Source organism: Sphingobium sp. IP1, from assembly GCF_002708645.1.
Taxonomy (GTDB): domain Bacteria; phylum Pseudomonadota; class Alphaproteobacteria; order Sphingomonadales; family Sphingomonadaceae; genus Sphingobium; species Sphingobium yanoikuyae.
Genome location: NZ_NOIW01000113.1, coordinates 1 through 15,664, shown reverse-complemented (window position 1 = coordinate 15,664; position 15,664 = coordinate 1). Strand labels below are relative to the sequence as shown.

At 62.3% G+C, this 15,664-nt stretch carries 16 protein-coding genes; 11 read left to right on the top strand and 5 right to left on the bottom strand.

The genetic code is table 11. The annotated features are described in order from the left end of the window. Positions 1–439: 439 nt before the first annotated feature. Entirely contained in the window at positions 440–661 is a 222-nt protein-coding gene (locus CG471_RS30800) for a hypothetical protein (protein ID WP_063976910.1), read from the bottom strand. 242 nt (positions 662–903) lie between these two features. Between CG471_RS30800 and CG471_RS24980 the strand changes: the two genes are divergently transcribed. From CG471_RS24980 to CG471_RS24965, 4 genes are read left to right on the top strand one after another with little or no spacing between them, the layout of a single operon-like run. Beyond that, a complete protein-coding gene (locus CG471_RS24980; protein ID WP_048938958.1) occupies positions 904–1,746 on the top strand; it encodes a hypothetical protein in 843 nt (280 codons plus the stop codon). After that, positions 1,743–2,477 carry a DUF4410 domain-containing protein gene (locus tag CG471_RS24975; protein WP_048938957.1) on the top strand — a complete coding sequence of 245 codons (735 nt, stop codon included), beginning with the start codon at positions 1,743–1,745 and terminating at the stop codon, positions 2,475–2,477. The genes CG471_RS24980 and CG471_RS24975 overlap by 4 nt, the downstream gene beginning before the upstream one ends. Next, a complete protein-coding gene (locus CG471_RS24970; RefSeq protein WP_125988448.1) occupies positions 2,440–2,637 on the top strand; it encodes a hypothetical protein in 198 nt (65 codons plus the stop codon). Before CG471_RS24975 ends, CG471_RS24970 begins: the two co-directional genes overlap by 38 nt. A gap of 22 nt (positions 2,638–2,659) precedes the next feature. Beyond that, positions 2,660–3,079 carry a hypothetical protein gene (locus CG471_RS24965; RefSeq protein WP_048938955.1) on the top strand — a complete coding sequence of 140 codons (420 nt, stop codon included), beginning with the start codon at positions 2,660–2,662 and terminating at the stop codon, positions 3,077–3,079. A gap of 13 nt (positions 3,080–3,092) precedes the next feature. Here CG471_RS24965 and CG471_RS24960 read toward each other — a convergent pair whose 3' ends face one another. The 4 genes from CG471_RS24960 to CG471_RS24945 all read right to left on the bottom strand — a co-directional run bounded on the left by CG471_RS24960 (position 3,093) and on the right by CG471_RS24945 (position 9,139). Beyond that, positions 3,093–4,427, bottom strand: coding sequence for a TolC family outer membrane protein (locus tag CG471_RS24960; RefSeq protein ID WP_048938954.1), 1,335 nt, complete (start codon positions 4,425–4,427; stop codon positions 3,093–3,095). After that, positions 4,424–7,519 (bottom strand): efflux RND transporter permease subunit, encoded by a 3,096-nt coding sequence (locus CG471_RS24955; RefSeq protein ID WP_199909693.1) that lies wholly within the window; start codon positions 7,517–7,519, stop codon positions 4,424–4,426. Before CG471_RS24955 ends, CG471_RS24960 begins: the two co-directional genes overlap by 4 nt. Beyond that, complete coding sequence (locus CG471_RS24950; protein WP_063976908.1) at positions 7,516–8,589, bottom strand: efflux RND transporter periplasmic adaptor subunit; 1,074 nt, start codon at positions 8,587–8,589, stop codon at positions 7,516–7,518. The genes CG471_RS24955 and CG471_RS24950 overlap by 4 nt, the downstream gene beginning before the upstream one ends. Positions 8,590–8,728: 139 nt before the next feature. Continuing rightward, on the bottom strand, positions 8,729–9,139 hold the full coding sequence (locus tag CG471_RS24945; RefSeq protein ID WP_048938952.1) for a hypothetical protein: 411 nt from the start codon (positions 9,137–9,139) through the stop codon (positions 8,729–8,731). A 224-nt stretch (positions 9,140–9,363) separates the two neighbouring features. Between CG471_RS24945 and CG471_RS24940 the strand changes: the two genes are divergently transcribed. The 7 genes from CG471_RS24940 to CG471_RS24910 all read left to right on the top strand — a co-directional run bounded on the left by CG471_RS24940 (position 9,364) and on the right by CG471_RS24910 (position 15,496). Next, complete coding sequence (locus CG471_RS24940; protein ID WP_053094351.1) at positions 9,364–9,621, top strand: EF-hand domain-containing protein; 258 nt, start codon at positions 9,364–9,366, stop codon at positions 9,619–9,621. A gap of 81 nt (positions 9,622–9,702) precedes the next feature. Further along, positions 9,703–10,440: a response regulator gene (locus tag CG471_RS24935; protein ID WP_048938951.1), complete on the top strand. Its 738-nt coding sequence runs from the start codon at positions 9,703–9,705 to the stop codon at positions 10,438–10,440. Continuing rightward, positions 10,434–11,780, top strand: a complete 1,347-nt coding sequence (locus CG471_RS24930) for an ATP-binding protein (RefSeq protein WP_048938950.1) — start codon at positions 10,434–10,436, stop codon at positions 11,778–11,780. The genes CG471_RS24935 and CG471_RS24930 overlap by 7 nt, the downstream gene beginning before the upstream one ends. Before the next feature lie 81 nt (positions 11,781–11,861). After that, complete coding sequence (locus CG471_RS24925) at positions 11,862–12,359, top strand: RcnB family protein (RefSeq protein ID WP_048938949.1); 498 nt, start codon at positions 11,862–11,864, stop codon at positions 12,357–12,359. 704 nt (positions 12,360–13,063) lie between these two features. Then, positions 13,064–14,041: a hypothetical protein gene (locus CG471_RS24920; protein ID WP_048938948.1), complete on the top strand. Its 978-nt coding sequence runs from the start codon at positions 13,064–13,066 to the stop codon at positions 14,039–14,041. Continuing rightward, positions 14,041–14,415, top strand: coding sequence for a hypothetical protein (locus CG471_RS24915; protein ID WP_048938947.1), 375 nt, complete (start codon positions 14,041–14,043; stop codon positions 14,413–14,415). The genes CG471_RS24920 and CG471_RS24915 overlap by 1 nt, the downstream gene beginning before the upstream one ends. Before the next feature lie 31 nt (positions 14,416–14,446). After that, positions 14,447–15,496 (top strand): hypothetical protein, encoded by a 1,050-nt coding sequence (locus CG471_RS24910; RefSeq protein ID WP_048938946.1) that lies wholly within the window; start codon positions 14,447–14,449, stop codon positions 15,494–15,496. Positions 15,497–15,664 lie beyond the last annotated feature (168 nt).

Below are 15,664 nucleotides of genomic sequence, written 5' to 3'. Positions count from 1 at the left end.
CCGACCAAAATGCGTCGTTCACCGCTCGGGCTTCTAACGGCAGCTTGTTTCGGAACCTGCCGTTTGCTCGTTGCGAACCTTCGTGGCCGCCCAACAAGGGATTACAATCGCTGCGACACCGGTATGGCTTTTGGTCGATGAGTCGCGATGGAGGATCCGGTGCAGATCTCCAGGATAGACCTTCACCAAGATGATTGCCTCAACTCAGACTGTTACTAGATGATCGGCAAGAAAGGGCCTCCGCCGTCGATGGATCGTGAAATCGAAGATATGTCCCTACGCCTGAAGCAAGGGCTTCTCTGCCACGGATTGACCGTCACGGCCGCCCATTGAATGTTCCAGGTCGCCAGCACCTTCGATGCGGCGAGCAGCGGCAATGAGGTTCTGCTTTTAAAGAACAACTGGAACGACCGGTTCACCTGGATCACTCAGTTCTATGTCACGGTCGTCGATGCGGACGGCACGCGCACCCATGCCCTCCCAGCACGACAACGATGTTCACTACGTCCGGTAAGTCGAGCATGGACTCCCCATCAACGATCTCGCCTGCCATCTGAAGTGCCATCAAGATCCCGACCGAGATGGCGATACCCAACTCGGCCAGCACGCTGCGCATCCCCAAAGCCGACCGGGCGTCACAAAGATTTACAATCGTCGCCAACTCCTGTTGCCTGAAGGGCCGATAACAGCCTCAGACATCAAGGAGGCGGTTATGCGGCAGGACGATCGACACTGGACACGGATCATCCTGCGGCCCGATCCGTCCCCTTGATTGCATACCGCAATTTCCCCTTTGCGCTGGCTGTTGTCCCTTGCTCCTCCCCCTGGACGGCCAGCGCCGACGCGGTGCGGATCCTCGCCCCCCGGATCCGCACCGCGTCTTCTTGTTCGAAAGGCTTCACCATGAACCATTATCCGATCGCGGTCGCGACCGCATTGCTCGCCAGCGTGTCGACTATCGCCAATGCTGCCCCGGCCATGACGCTCTATCCACAGCAGATTGGCGCGGAAACGGCGCGCTATCAGCATGGCAGCGCGACCATTTCCCTGAAATCACCGACGGCCACCGTCGAAATTCGGCCCCTGCCGGTGGAAGACGGACGCGCCGCCTTTTCCATTGCCATCTTCAACCATGACGGCCGCCCCGCCAATCTGGGGATGGAAAATATCACCGCTGTCGTGAACGGCATTCCGACACCCGTTCCCACCTATGCGCAACTGGCGGAAGCAGCCGAGCGGAAGGCACGCCAGGCGAAGATCGGTACTGCGCTGTTCGCCGGCGTGCTGGCAGGCGTCGCATCCACCGCATCGAACCAGGGCAGCTATTATCGCCATGTCCGTGGCCCGCGCGGCGGCTTTACCCAGGCCATTCACTGGCAGGACGATACGCCTGGCGTGATCGGCGCGACGGCCGCGGTCGCAGGCGGCGCGATGGTGATCGGCGGCATCGACCGCAAGCTCGACTACACGCTGGACCAGTTGGGAACCCAGATCTTACAGACGACCACGATCGACCCCGGCAGCAGCTTTGGCGGCATGGTCATCCTGCCGATCGATCGGGACGCCGGCCATCCGGCCGATATCAGGGTCAATGTCGCCTTTGACGGCAGGGTCTATGCCTTCGGATTTCGCCTGACGCGCTCGGGCATCGGCGTGCCTGCGCCCGTGCCCGCGGCGGCAAGGGCGGACGCGCCCGGCGTCCAGGCATTGCCTGTCGACCTTGCCGGCGAAGGTGGCGGCGAATGACCATGGCGGAAAGGGGCCGGATGTGCGCAGCGGCGATACCGCTGGTCGGCGCCCTGCTGTTGTTGCCAGCGTGCGCCGGCACAGCCGTCCATGACCTCAGCATGGCGCCCGCGCGGTCGCAGCAGATACCCGGCGCCATTGGGGTGCGGGTGACGCTGGCGCCGGACATCCGGTCCGATCCCGATGCGGGCAAGGCCGCGCATCGTCTGCAGGCCGAACTGGTCAAGGCCTATCGCAAGGCTGGCCTCCCCGCCTCCGTCACGCCGGACGGGCAGCCCTCTCCCGGCGAAGCCACGGTAAGAGTCCAGATCGTCCGGGCGGACCCCGGCAACAGCACCGAACGGTTGCTGATCGGCTTCGGCGCGGGTCGATCAGCCCTGCTCACCAAAGCCTCGTTCGACATCGCCGGACAAGCCGGCCCGGCCATGTCCTTTTCCGCCACCGCCAAGGATGGGCGCAAGCCCGGCCTGATCGTGCCGGGCGCTGTGGCGGCCGCCACCGGCGAATTGTCGCGCCTTGCCATCGGTGGTGGCGTCAGCCTGCTGGTGGGACGCCGCAGCGGGCTGGACGGAGGCGCCAAGCGATCCGCCGCTCTCATCGTCAAGCAAACGCGGCAATTGTACCGCGCGTCCGGCTGGCCCTGGCCATCCGACAAGGGCTGCCCCTCCCCCTCTTGCCAGCAAGGTTCCCGCAATGAAGATGCATCCCCCCATCCAGCCGCCGCTTCCTGAAATTCCGCTGGTCGACAATATGTTCGCACCAGAAATATTAGCTGGCGGCCTGACCGGCCTGTCACTGCTCAACGGCATCGTGACGGTCACGCTGGAAAATCCAAGGGCCGACCATGGCCGCCCCGATCCCGGCCTGGAACGTGTTGCCCCGATAAGATGATCTTGCCCCGAAAGGACAGCCCATGGCTGCGACATTTTCCTTCAGCATTCAACAGCAGCTGGTGCTGACCGCCGCCCGTCAGTGGTGTCGGGCGCGGCACCTGCACATCCCTGCCCAGCCGCATCTCTACCGCAAGCTCGCCCGCCACGGTTGCGGACAGCTGGCTCCCGCCTGCGACAGCCTGATGAGGCTATCCGAACTCGTGCTGGGGCATCCGTTTCGCTGCGGTGCCGGCCTGGCCCTGTCGGAGGATGAATGGCGACTGCTCGACATGATCGAAGGGCGCGAGCGCCAATTGGTCCACGAATGCAGCGTCGCGCTGGCGAGCGCTTTCCGCCATGCCATCAGGTCGCTGCACATCATGATAGACATGGCCTTTAACATCGACAGCGGCGAGCCGGTGAAGCGTACCGTCGCTTCGACCGGCCTGATCGCCGCCTGATCGCCAGACACGATCATTTCATCAGCGCATTCACTCCGGTCAGCGTCTCATCGCCCAGATCGCCGGTCGCGGCGGCGAGCTGGAGCCGGGCCGTCATATAATCATATATGGCCTGACGCCGGTCGCGGTCGGTCGAAAAGCTCTGGCTCTGCGCATTCAGGACATCATCCTGCGTGCGGATGCCTACCTCCCGCCCGGTATTGGCGGCATCCTGCTGCAAGCCGGCCGATCGGTTCGCGGTGTTCAGGGCCGCTATGCGGCGCGCGCCGGTCGATACGGCATGCCAGGCCTGCTGCGCCTGAAGACGAGCATCCCGCCGCGCGGCATCCAGGGCGCGCTCGGCCTTGACGGCGTTGGCGCGGGCTTCCCGTTCCTTCGACTGAATCGCCCCACCGGCATAGAGCGGAATGGTGATACGCAGCCCGGCCGACGCCGACTGGATGCGGTCGGGAATGATGCCATTGCCCCCTTCCCCGCCCAGCCGATACTGGCCCTGATAACCGGCGACGCCTTCGACGACGGGGCGTCCCGCAAGGCCGTAGCGGTCGATATCGGCTCCTGCGGCCTTTGCCTGATGCTCGGCCGCCTTCACCAGCGGCGACTGACGCTCCGCCTGCTCGATGGATGCTTCCAGCGTCACGAGCGGCAACGGCGCGGCGAAATTCCCGGCGGGTCGGTCCAACCCTTCCGCCGGCAAGCCCGTCAGTTCGGAAAAATCGGCACGGGCATAGGCCAACTCGGCCTCGGCGCCGATGCGCTGTGCTTCACTCGCGTCGCGGCGGGCCTCCGCCTCGCGCACGTCGGTGATGCGCGCGCGCCCGGCATCGAAACGCGCCTGCGCAGCGCGCCGTTGCTGTTCTGCCGCATCGACCTGTGCCTGATAGGAGCTTAGCCTGTCCTCGGCCGCCAGCACCTTGAAATAGGCCTGCGATACACGAAGGATGAGTTGTTGCTGCTCGCCGGCAAACTGCACATCGGCGCCGGCCGCCTTTTCGCGCAGCTGGATCGACTGTGCATGTTTAGATGCATCATACAAAGGCTGAACCGCCTGCACGCCAACGGTCGCCCGGCCGCTCGATCGGCTTCCGGTAAAGACCGGGTCCAGTTCTTCCGGGAAACGGGCGTTGGTTTCTGTGACATTATATTGGTATCCGCCCTGAAGCTGTACGCTGGGCCGCTTGAGCGCCCGCGCCTGAACGGCGGCCTCCTGCCCCGCGTCGCGCTCAGCCTGCGCGCCCAGATGATCGGGATCATGCGCCGCCGCTGCTTGCCATGCCTCCATGAGGTCGGTCGCATGGGCGGGCGGCGCGAGCATGGCCGCTGCGGTACAGAGGAAAAGGCGCTTCATGCGGAAATCTCCTGGCTGTCGGCGCGATGCTGCGGGCGGTCGAAGACCAGCTCGTAGAGCGCGGGCAGGACGATGAGGGTAAGGATGGTGGCGACCATCAGGCCGCCCATGATCGCCCAGGCCATCGGCCCCCAGAAGGTCGACCGGGTGAGCGGGATCATGGCGAGGATGGCGGCGAGCGCGGTCAGCAGGATCGGGCGCAGACGATGGACGGCGGCTTCGCGCACGGCCTCCCGCATCGCCAGGCCATGGCCCGACAAGGTGTCGATCTGCGCGATCAGGATGACCGAATTGCGCAGCACCATGCCGAACAGCGCCAGCGATCCCAGCATGGCGACGAAGCCGAAGGGGATGCGGAACAGGGCCATGATGAGCGCCACGCCGATCAGCGCCAGCGGCCCGGTCGCCAGCACCACCAGCATCCGCTTCACATTCTGGAGCTGGAGCATCAGCAGGATGACGATCACGAAGATGGCGAAGGGCACGGCGGCCATGGTCGCCTTCTGGTTGATGCTGCTCTGTTCTTCCGACCCGCCCTTGACGATGGAGGCGCCGGACGGAAGATCGCGGCGCAGCGCCTCGATCTGCGGTTCGATCCGCTTCGTCAGGTCGCTTGCCTGCTCGCCTTCGACATCGGCGGAGATGGTGATGGTCGGCTGACGGTTGCGCTGGTAGATGACGGCCGGTTCGCTGCCCGCCGATACATGGCCAAGCTGGGCCAGCGGCACTGCGCCATTGGGGGTGGAGATCGGCAGGTTGGCGATGCGACCAAGGTCGGTCCGCTCCGCCGCACTCAGGCGAAGCACCACGTCGAGGGCCAGATCGCGATCCCGAAAGCTGGTGGTACCCGCCCCGCCAATCGCCGCCTGCAACGATTGCTGCACCGCCTGCGTCGACAGGCCGATCGCGCGAACCTTATCCTGATCCAGGTCGATCCGAATGGCCTTGAGCGGTTCGCCCAGATCGCTGTTCACGTCGCGCGCGTGACTGTCCGCACGGATCAGTTCCTCCAGCTTCTTCGCGACCGGCACGATCTGCGCAAGGTCCGGTCCCGCCACACGATACTGCACGGGCTGGCCGACCGACGGGCCATTTTCCAGACGGCTGACACGGCCGCGCGCTTCGGGGAAATGCATGGCGAACAGGCTCTGGATGCTGGCGATCACGCCTTCGCGCGCTTCCTCATCCCTGGTCTGGAGCACGAGTTCGGCCAGCGTGATATCGGGCGTCTGGACATTGAGCGGCAGGTAGAAGCGCGGCGATCCACCCCCGACATAGGCAGTGGTGGACACCACCCGGTCATCGCGCGCCAGCAGCTTTTCCATGCGGGCGGCGACGGCCTGCGTCTGGGCGAAGCTTGCATTTTGCGACAGCTGAAGGTCGACCACCAGTTCGGGTCGGTCGGACGCGGGAAAGAATTGACGGGGCACGCCGATCTGGAACAGCAGCATCGACCCCAGAAACATGGCGAGCGCGACCGCCACCACCGTCTTGCGCCGGTCGAGGCAGCGGTCGAGCACGCGCCGGAACCAGCCGTAGAAGCGGCCTTCATATTGTTCTTCGGGCTCTCCCGCGTCGTCACGCGCATCCGCGCGCTGGGGCAGCAGATGATAGGCGATGAACGGCGTGAAAATGACCGCGACGATCCACGACAGGACCAGCGAAATGGCGATTACCTGAAACAGCGAGATCACATATTCGCTGGCTGTCGCCTTCGACATGGCGATCGGCAGGAAACCGGCGACGGTGATGAGCGTGCCGACCAGCATCGGCACCGCCGTCACGCTATAGGCGCTGACGGCCGCCCGCGTCCGGGTCCATCCCGCCTCCAGATGCGTCGCCACCGCCTCGACCACGATGATCGCGTCATCAACCAGCAGACCCAGCGCAATGATGAGTGCGCCCAGCGAAATGCGCTGAAGGTCGATGCCTATATACAACATGCACAGGAACGTCATCGCCAGCACCAGCGGGATGCACAGCGCCACCACGATGCCCGGCCGCCAGCCCAGCGACAGGAAATTCACCGCCAGCACGATGACGATCGCCTCGATCAGCGATGTCGTGAATTCGCCGACGGATTCGTCGACCACATGGGTCTGGTCGGACACGGTATGAATGCCCACGCCGACCGGCATTTCGGACTGGAGGGCAGCGATCGTGCGCTTCAGATCCTCGCCGAGGCGCGCGACGTCACCGTCCGACCGCAGGCTGATGCCCACACCGACCGCGTCCTTCGCTCCGAAACGCATCCTGAACGTCGCAGGATCGACCGGCTTGCGTTCGACCCTGGCTATGGCGTCGAGCCGAACGCTTTTGCCGTTTGCGACGATCGGCGTTGCGGCAATGGCCTCCACCGATGCGAAATCGCCCGTCACCTGCATCCGCACCCGTTCCGCGCCGGCCTCTACGATCCCTGATGCAGCGACCGCGTTGGTGGTGTCGAGCGCGTCGGCTATCGCCTGCGCAGAGATGCCCGACATGGCGAGACGCGCACTGTCATAGGTGACATAGATGGCTTCATCCTGCGCGCCGATGATCTGCGTCTTGGCGACATCGGGCAGCGCCTGGATACGGTCGCGCAGCGTCTCGGCATAGCGTTTGAGCACCGGATAGGAAAAGCCGTCGCCCGTGACGGCATAGATATTGCCGTAGGTCGTGCCGAATTCGTCATTGAAGGCCGGTCCGACGACCCCGTCGGGCAGGTCCGCGCGATTGTCGGTCACGGTCTTGCGGATGCGATACCAGATATCGGGGACGGCGCTGCTCTTGACCGTCGATATGAGCGTGACGTTGAGCGTCGCCTGACCCGGTCGGGCCTTGCTCTTCACATAATCGATCTCGGCGATATTCTCGGTCAACACCGTCTCGATCGGCTTGATCACCTGTTGCGACATCTGCTGCGCCGTCGCGCCGGGCCAGCCGACGGTAATCATCATCGTCTTGACGGTGAATTCGGGGTCTTCCTTGCGCCCCAGCGCCATGTAGGAAAACAGGCCCGCAACGGCCGCCAGCACCAGCAGGAAGCCGACCATCTGCTGATGGGTGAGCGCCCAGCGGGACAGGTTCATGCCCTTCATGTCGATGCTCATGACTGCGGCACCTGCACGATACGAACCTTCTCGCCCGCACGCAGCAGATGCACCCCGGCCGTGACGATGGTCTCGCCCGGTTTCAGGCCGGACCGGATGGTCAGCATGTCGCCCTGCGCCGCGCCGATCTGCACGGCGCGCGGCTGCACCACCATCGTTCGCTGGTCGAGCACCCATGCCTGTGCGCGCCCGTTGGATTGCAGCACGGCGGTCAGCGGCACCCGGACGGCGGCATCGCCGGCATCGCCTTCGACCCGCAATTCGGCGGTTTCGCCCATCAGCAGCGCCTGTGCCGGCGCATCGACGGACAGGCGTGCCGCAAAGGTCCGCGTCGCGGGATCGGCAGCGCCCGATATGCTGCGCAGTCTGGCGGCATAATGCCGGCCCGGGCTGCTCCACACGCTCACGCTCAATCGTGAGGCGGACCGGACCCGGTCCAGACTGCCTTCCGGGAGCGCCACCGCGATTTCCGGCCGGGACGGGTCGGCCAGCGTCACGATCGCCTGTCCCGCGCCCACGACCTGACCAACCTCACCCTGAATCTGCGTGACGACGCCGGCGCGCGGCGCCGTGAGGACGGTGCGGCCCAGCTGCGCCGATGCCGTTCCGCTCTGGGCGCCGGCGGCACGCAACTGCGCCTGCGCCTGAACGGCCGCCGCCTTCTGCTGATCGAACTCTGCGGGGGAAATGAAGCCCTGCTTCAGCAATTCGCGCGACCGCGCCAGATCAGCCTGCTGCACGGCGGCGGCGGTCCGGGCCGAACCGCTCTGCGCCGCCGCGCTGTCCAGCGCCCGCGCATAATCGCTGTTGTCGAGACGCAGCAACGTCTGGCCCGCATGGACGCTGCTGCCAAGGTCGATCCTGCGCTCGACGATCCGGCCCGCCACTTCGAAACCGATCTGGCTTTCGAAGGCGGACCGGATTTCGCCGGCATAGGTTGTGCCGATGCCGGCATCGGCGCCGATGCGCTGGACGGCCACGGCACGCCGTTCATCCCTGACCTGCGGCTCATCCCGACAGGCCGGAAGCAGCAGCAACGCGATCGGTACGATATGGGCAAAACGTGCCATTCCATCCCCATGGAAAAAGGCCGCCGAGGCAGGCCGGTTCATGCAAGGCCAAGGGAATGGAGCAGGTCTGCAACCATCTGATACGCACTTTGTAACGCTATGTAACAGGCTGGCGGCGCTAGGCGCGCGTTCAGCCTGGTCAGTCGCCGATAGTGCCGGACCATGAGGCCGACCCGCCATTGGGACCGGTCATGTTGCGATGATAGGTTGCGGTCCCGTCGCCATTGGCTGTCGCGCTGGTCGATCGCCCCCAGCTTTTTCCGCTGTTGGTCACATGACTGGTGGAGCCGTGGAACTGCCCGTCCTGCGCCTGATACCCGCGCTGGCTGCTGAAGCCACGTCCGTCATTGGTCTGGACATTGCGACTCATGGCTGCCTGCCCGCCGCCGCGCGAGGCGTTGTAGCTGCTGTGCAGCCCTCGCCCATTCGGCCCCTGCACGTTGCGGCTGTGGCTATATTGAAAGGAACGGTTGCGGGCTTCGGCCGTCGATATGCTGGCTGCGATGGCCAGGGTCGAAACGATGATCGTGGTGAATTGGCGCAATGTCATGATGCATACTCCTTCTCCGCGTCAGCAAAAGGCGCGGGACGGGACATGTCGCACCGCGCCGTGAACGGCCTTGCCGCATAATGTGTCGGATATTTGCAGCGGGATCGGGCGCCGGATCGCGCTGTTACAAACCGTAATCTGTCTTCACCCGGGGGTCGAACATGCTGCGGTGGCGCGCGCTATATCGGCCACGCTCATTTTGGGCCTGATACAAGGAGAATGACATGAAATATCTGACGAGCGCCCTGTCGCTGGCCGCCGCGGTCATCGCCCAGAGCCCGACCGCCATGGCGCAGGATGCGTCGGCAAAGGCCAGGGAAATGTTCATCAAGGCCGACACCAATCAGGATGGCGCGCTGTCGCTGGAAGAATGGAAGGCGGCCGGTCGCCGCGATCGTGGTTTCGCGATGATCGACGCCGACAAGGACGGCAAGGTCACACCGGACGAACTGCGCGCCGCCGCCGCAAAACGTGGCAAATGATCAATTCCCCCTGGAACCATGCTAGATGGTTCCGGGGGCGCTGCACCATCGGCACAGGCGCTGACGACAAAGAGGTATGGCATGGTGGCCGAAACGCAGGCATCAAATGGCAAGGTCGCGATTGTCGAGGATGATCCCGGCATTCGAGATCTGGTGCGCATGTTGCTGACCCGTGAGGGGTTTGAAGTTCTGGCCATGGAAAATTCGGCCGGTCTCGACGTCGATGGCGTGCTGGAACGGCTCGATTGCCTGATCCTCGACCTGATGTTGCCCGGCGAGGATGGGCTGGAAATATGCCAGCGCCTGCGCGCCCGCTGGCCGCGCCTGCCGATCCTGATCGTCACGGCGAAAGACGATCCGATCGACCGGATCATCGGGTTGGAAATCGGCGCCGACGATTATCTCGCCAAGCCGTTCAACCAGCGGGAATTGCTGGCGCGGCTGCGCTCCATCATTCGCCGGACCCGTGACATAGACACGGCCGCCAGCGAGGAGAATGGCGACAGTTTCCGGTTTGACGGCTGGCTGCTGCGCCTGGGCGCGCGCGATCTGACCAACCCGGCGGGCGAGCCGGTGGGCCTGACCACCAGCGAATTCGACCTGCTCCATGCGCTGGTGCTACACCCACGCCGCATCCTGTCGCGCGAACTGCTGATCGACTGGACACGGGGCGGTCATGCCAGTCCGGTCGATCGCGTCATCGACGTGCAGATGAGCCGGCTTCGGCGCAAGCTGGGCGACGATCCGCGCGAACCCGTGATGATCCGCACCGTGCGGGGCGACGGCTATCTGTTCGCACCGGCCGTCACCCGATGCTGAAGCTGCGCCCGCCCCGGTTGCGAGAGCGGATAGGCCTCATCGTCCTGCTCCATCTGCTGGCCATGATTGCCGTCATTCTGCTGTTCCTGGAACAGACGGACATGCGCAAGATGGCCCCGCTATATCGGGTGCCCGTTCCCGAAAAGGTCGCTTTGGTCGTCACCGCATTCGAACGCACGCCGCCCAGATCGCATCCCGATCTTGTCCGCGCCTTTTCCGATGCGACCATGCGCGTCACCATGCTGGCGGCACTGCCTGCGGGCCAGGCATCCTCCGCCACGCCCACGACCCTGTCCCGCTATCAGGAGGCTTTGGGCGGCAGGCCGTTCCGCATCGAAACATCAGGCGACATCGGCCCCGCAGACCTCGACATGCGCCCCGCCGTCACGATGAACCCCGTGCGGATATCGGTCGCCCTGTCCGGCGGCGATGCCATTATGATCGAACAGATGGTCGCAGCGCCGCTGACCAAGATCGTCAACAATCTGATGCTGTTCCTAGCCGCCGTTGCGATTGTCGATATCGCTGTCATCCTGTGGCTGGCCGCGCAGACGACGCGGCCTGTCGAACGGCTGGCCCGCGCTGTCCGCGAGGACAGGCTGGATGCGCTGAAGCCCGACGGCCCGCGCGAGATCGTGGAACTGGGCGAAGCGTTCCGGCAATTGCGCCAGCATCTGCGGACGCTGCTTGATGAACGAACGCGCATGCTCGCGGCCATCGCACATGATTATCGCACCTATCTGACCCGCATGGACCTGCGCAGCGAATTTATTGAGGATGACGAACAGCGTGCCCTCGCTGGCAAGGATATCGAGGAAATGCGCGACCTGCTGAGCGACACGCTTACCTTCGCACGGGAATCGGCCGCGACCGACCTAGACATGGCGACATGCGACATTCGCGCCGAACTGGCGCTGGTCGCCGAAGAGCGCCTACAGCGCAACCAGCATGTGGACGTCGCGCCCCTGCCCCATGCCGTCCATGCCCATGTCTCCCATATTTCCTTCCAGCGCATGATGGCCAACCTGCTGGACAATGCGGTTCGCTACGGCGGCGGACAGGCGCGTATCCTTGTCGAACCCGACGGCCCGTTCATCCGCATCATGGTGGAGGATGACGGCCCCGGCGTACCCGAACCCAGCCTGCCGCGCCTGACCGAACCGTTCGAGCGGCTCGAGCCGTCGCGCGCGCGCAGGACGGGGGGCGTGGGCCTTGGCCTGTCGATCGTCCAGGCACTGACCCAGCGCTACCGGGGCGACCTGGTGCTGGAAAATCGCGCGGAAGGCGGGTTTCGCGCCATCCTGTTGCTCCGCAGTGCAGGAGGAACCGGACCGGCATGACCGACACGGACTGATACATGGCACCCGACCGGATGATGCAAAGGCCATCCATATCAGGCTTCCCACCCAAGGAGTCCGATCATGCCCCGGTTTTTCAATCCCCAATCCCTCACGAAGCACGGTGTCAGCGTCAGCGCCGCTTTTGCAGGCAGCGTGACCCTGTTCCTGTCCGTCATGGCCATAATGGCCAGTCCCGCCGCAGAGGCGCAGGTCGTCCGGCATACGACCGTCGCGCCCCGCGCCGGGGTCGTGCACAGCCGCACCGTCATCGTCGATCGCGGCCGTCCCGGCTGGTGGCGCGGCCACCCCGGATTTGTCCATTATCACGGGCCGCGCCATGGCCATTATTTCGCGCCCGGCTACGGCTATTACCCCATCCCGCCCAGACATGCGCATAGCGTTTGGATCGTCGGTGGCACCCTCCCCCTGTCGATGCGCCATTATGTCGTCGTCAATCCGGTCGGCTATGGACTGTCCCCAGCACCGACCGGCCATATCTGGTGCTATGCGGGAACGAATTTCGTGCTGATCTCCCGACACACCGGCGTCATCATCCAGTCCGTTGCCGGTGGTTGGTGAAAAAGCGACACTCGCTGGCAGTGCTTCTGACTGCCAGCGGCCCATACCGGTCTTTCCGCCGACGATTCCCAATGCTCAGGTGCAGTCCGCCAAGGACTTGCAACTCGCGACCAACTCAAGTCGCTCGGATGCGACGTTAGCAGGTCGGCTTACGGCGGAACTGGCCATTCACTGGTTACAAAGCTGCCTTCCGCAGTGCGCCATTATGTTCATTCGGCATGCCAGTAGGGAATTCCGAGCACAGTCAAGCTCGACGGATTCGTTGAGCACTCACTCCAAAATGAGCGCTTAAACTTCAAGTCACGAGACCCCAGATAAAATTGATCGAAATTTGACATGAAAACAGTGCTTAATCCTAATGTTTCAAGGTATTGGGCGTGTCTCTGCATCGCGCTCCCACACAACTTGATCAATGGACTTTCAGAAAATTACGATCTTGCTGGCGAAGTATATCGTCTCAAAGAATCGTTTTCCGTCATTACCGAAAATGCTACTATCAACTCAACATTCCGCCGATCATTGAAAATGAGCGGACATTCCTCGGGCTCGCAGCCGATTAAAGTTGTTTGCGGTTGCCGCAAAACGGGGGATTACATATGTTCAGGAGCAATCTTGCGGCAGCGGTTAAACCGCCGCACGAAACTCACTATAAACAATTTTCAACACTTCTACGGGAACGGGCGATTGGCGCAGTAACTCGCTGCATGACGGGCGCCATGCTTCTTTTGGCGACCTCCGGCTGCAGCACGACCCGCTTCACGCAGACCGCCGGACAGTTCGGCGCGCTGACCCGAAGCGCTGCCGAACAGCAGAATGAGCGTCTGGGCGCAGTGGCGGCGGACGAGATTGAGCGATACCGGCAGAGCTTGGCAGAGACGAAAACGGAGCTCAGGTTCCGGGATTGCGCGAGGACACTCGCCGATGTTCCGCCCGATCCGGAATCCGCGCTCGTCAAACCATTTCCGCGCTGCAGGCTCACGGAACGGGTATCACAGGGAGAATTTCGGGAACTCGCTCCCGACGTCCGATTCGAGAACATCACGACTCTCAATTCCGCTTTGGTAGACTACGCCAGCGGCCTGGTGCTGCTCGCCGCGGACGCTTCGGAAGATCAACAAACCTTCACCGCTTCGGTGAGCAATCTGGCGTCTTCGATCGGAGGACTGGACGGCGCGATCCGCAAAGTCACCGGCTCCAGCGAGGAAGATTCTGCGGCTAAGCTCAACGCGGTCGGGACGCTCGTCGCGAAACTGGGCAATCTCTACTTTGCCGCGCGTCGTCAAAGCGTCCTCAAGCATATGATCATTGAAGCCGACCCACTGGTCCAGCGCTCCGCGGCAATCCTCGGCGACGCCGACTCTCAGCTCGACCTTTATGATCGGCTTCCGCTCTACGAAGCGGTCGTTAAGGCGCAGCAGAATGCGGATGAAGTGCGCGCGGGAGGCGATGTCACTGCGATCCGTTCCGCGCAGGACAAGCTGTTTACCGCAGTCGAGCGATTCAACGCGTATCAAATCGACCGCTCACGCTTTGCCGCGATCGGCGCGGCTCACGCCAAGCTCGTCGAGGCGGCCAAAGCCGGAGCGACGATCAAGGAGTTGCACGAAGCCATAGTCGCCATCGTCGATCTTGCGAGCACTATCGGTGAGACCAAGAGCGCCTTTGAAACGGAGAAACAGTGATGGCCGTTCAAGTTAAAACTCTGCCAGTCTATAAGGCGACGCGCGATGCGCTGGTGAACACCTTATCATTGGCGGAAAGCACGTTCACGGACGCCGATTTCTCCTATGATCCGTCGTCCGACTATCGCAAGGCGCTCGAAGTAATCAACGCCATCCTGCTTCAGCTACGGTCGCTCGCGGTGAGTATGCTCAAGGAGATTGATGAGGCGATCGCCGAGAGCAACCTGGCGTCGGAGCTCACAGCGCGAGCACAGGAAGCAAAGAAGGAGGCGGATGCGCTCAATAGGGCGGCGCACAGCATCAATGACATCGCGAGCGTCGCCAGCAAGATAACAGGCGTTGTGACGGGGATCGCGGGACTGCCATTCCTATGAGCTACGACATAGCAGCCAGACGGAGGAAGTCATGGACATCTTGAATCTGGTGGTTCCGCTAGTCGGCGTTGTTGGCGCATTTCTGCTGGCTCTGGCAGCCATCAAGCAGCGCACCCTCCTCGGTTTCTTCGGCCGAGGGCTAGACGAAACCAAGGCCCTGTCGGCGCTACCTGCTAGGGCAAAGCTTGAGGGCCTCGAAATTATCGAAAACACCTTAAAGATTGAAAGGATAAACACGCGCAAGCTGACAGCTGATCAGACTTACAATCTTATACTCGAAACATTAAAGGACAAAAAGCGAGTCGCGAACTTAAAGTTTGTGGCTTATTTGAGCTTTTCTGTCATCATAATTACGTTCGCAGGAACATTTCTGTATTATAAGATATTTTATGATACACAGTCAAAGATCTCGGATGCCCTGTTGGAGGATGGAGATAGTGCCAGTCAAATCTTGGGGCGCTTCAATTTTTTCCAGAAGAGTGATCCTCGCTTGGTTGAGGCCTTGGCAAAGGAAACGGCTTTTGGCCCGCCAGGCGAGGGAGCATATCGCCTACTCATGGACAAAATATGCGTCAACAAGAACAGTAAGACCTGCAATCAAGCCATCATGGAGATTAGGCAGCGTGCTGAGAAACGGGAGCCTCCGTTTAACGACGTGGGGATTCCTGTCAAAATTGGAGTACCTTCTGGTGAGGAAGAGCCAAAAAGGTTCACCGTAAATGTAAGTCCATCCTTTGGCTATGCGAACCGGGCGGTGAACATTATCTATAAAGGCCGCCGTCTTACACTTTACGCCAGTCCACGTATGCCTGGATACACGGATGACAATTTTGTGCATTTGAATACTGCTCAAGCGGATGCATTAGGTGCTCCTCGTGCAAACACGAGGGACAGTAGCCGGAGAATAGATGATCCTTATGTCCAATCGGCGTTTGCGGTCGAGGTCGTCAATGAGGATCCGAATCTATACGATCCAGTATGCCCAATGCATTGGAATGCCGAACGGAACCCATCACTCTGCAAGAAGGAGAAGCAGCTAAGAACTTCAGAATATCTGAGACTTTCGCAAAACGCAAATTGACTAATTACCCTGTTACATATTGGTTAGTATAAAAGAAAAATTGCGCGAGAGAATGGTAGATATTCTTGAAAACATCCGGGGGCAGCCTCTCGAGCGGCAGGTTCATCCGAAACCCGTCGTTCAAGGTCAAGCCCACGAAGGGCGGGTTTGTCCCAGACCACGTCATAG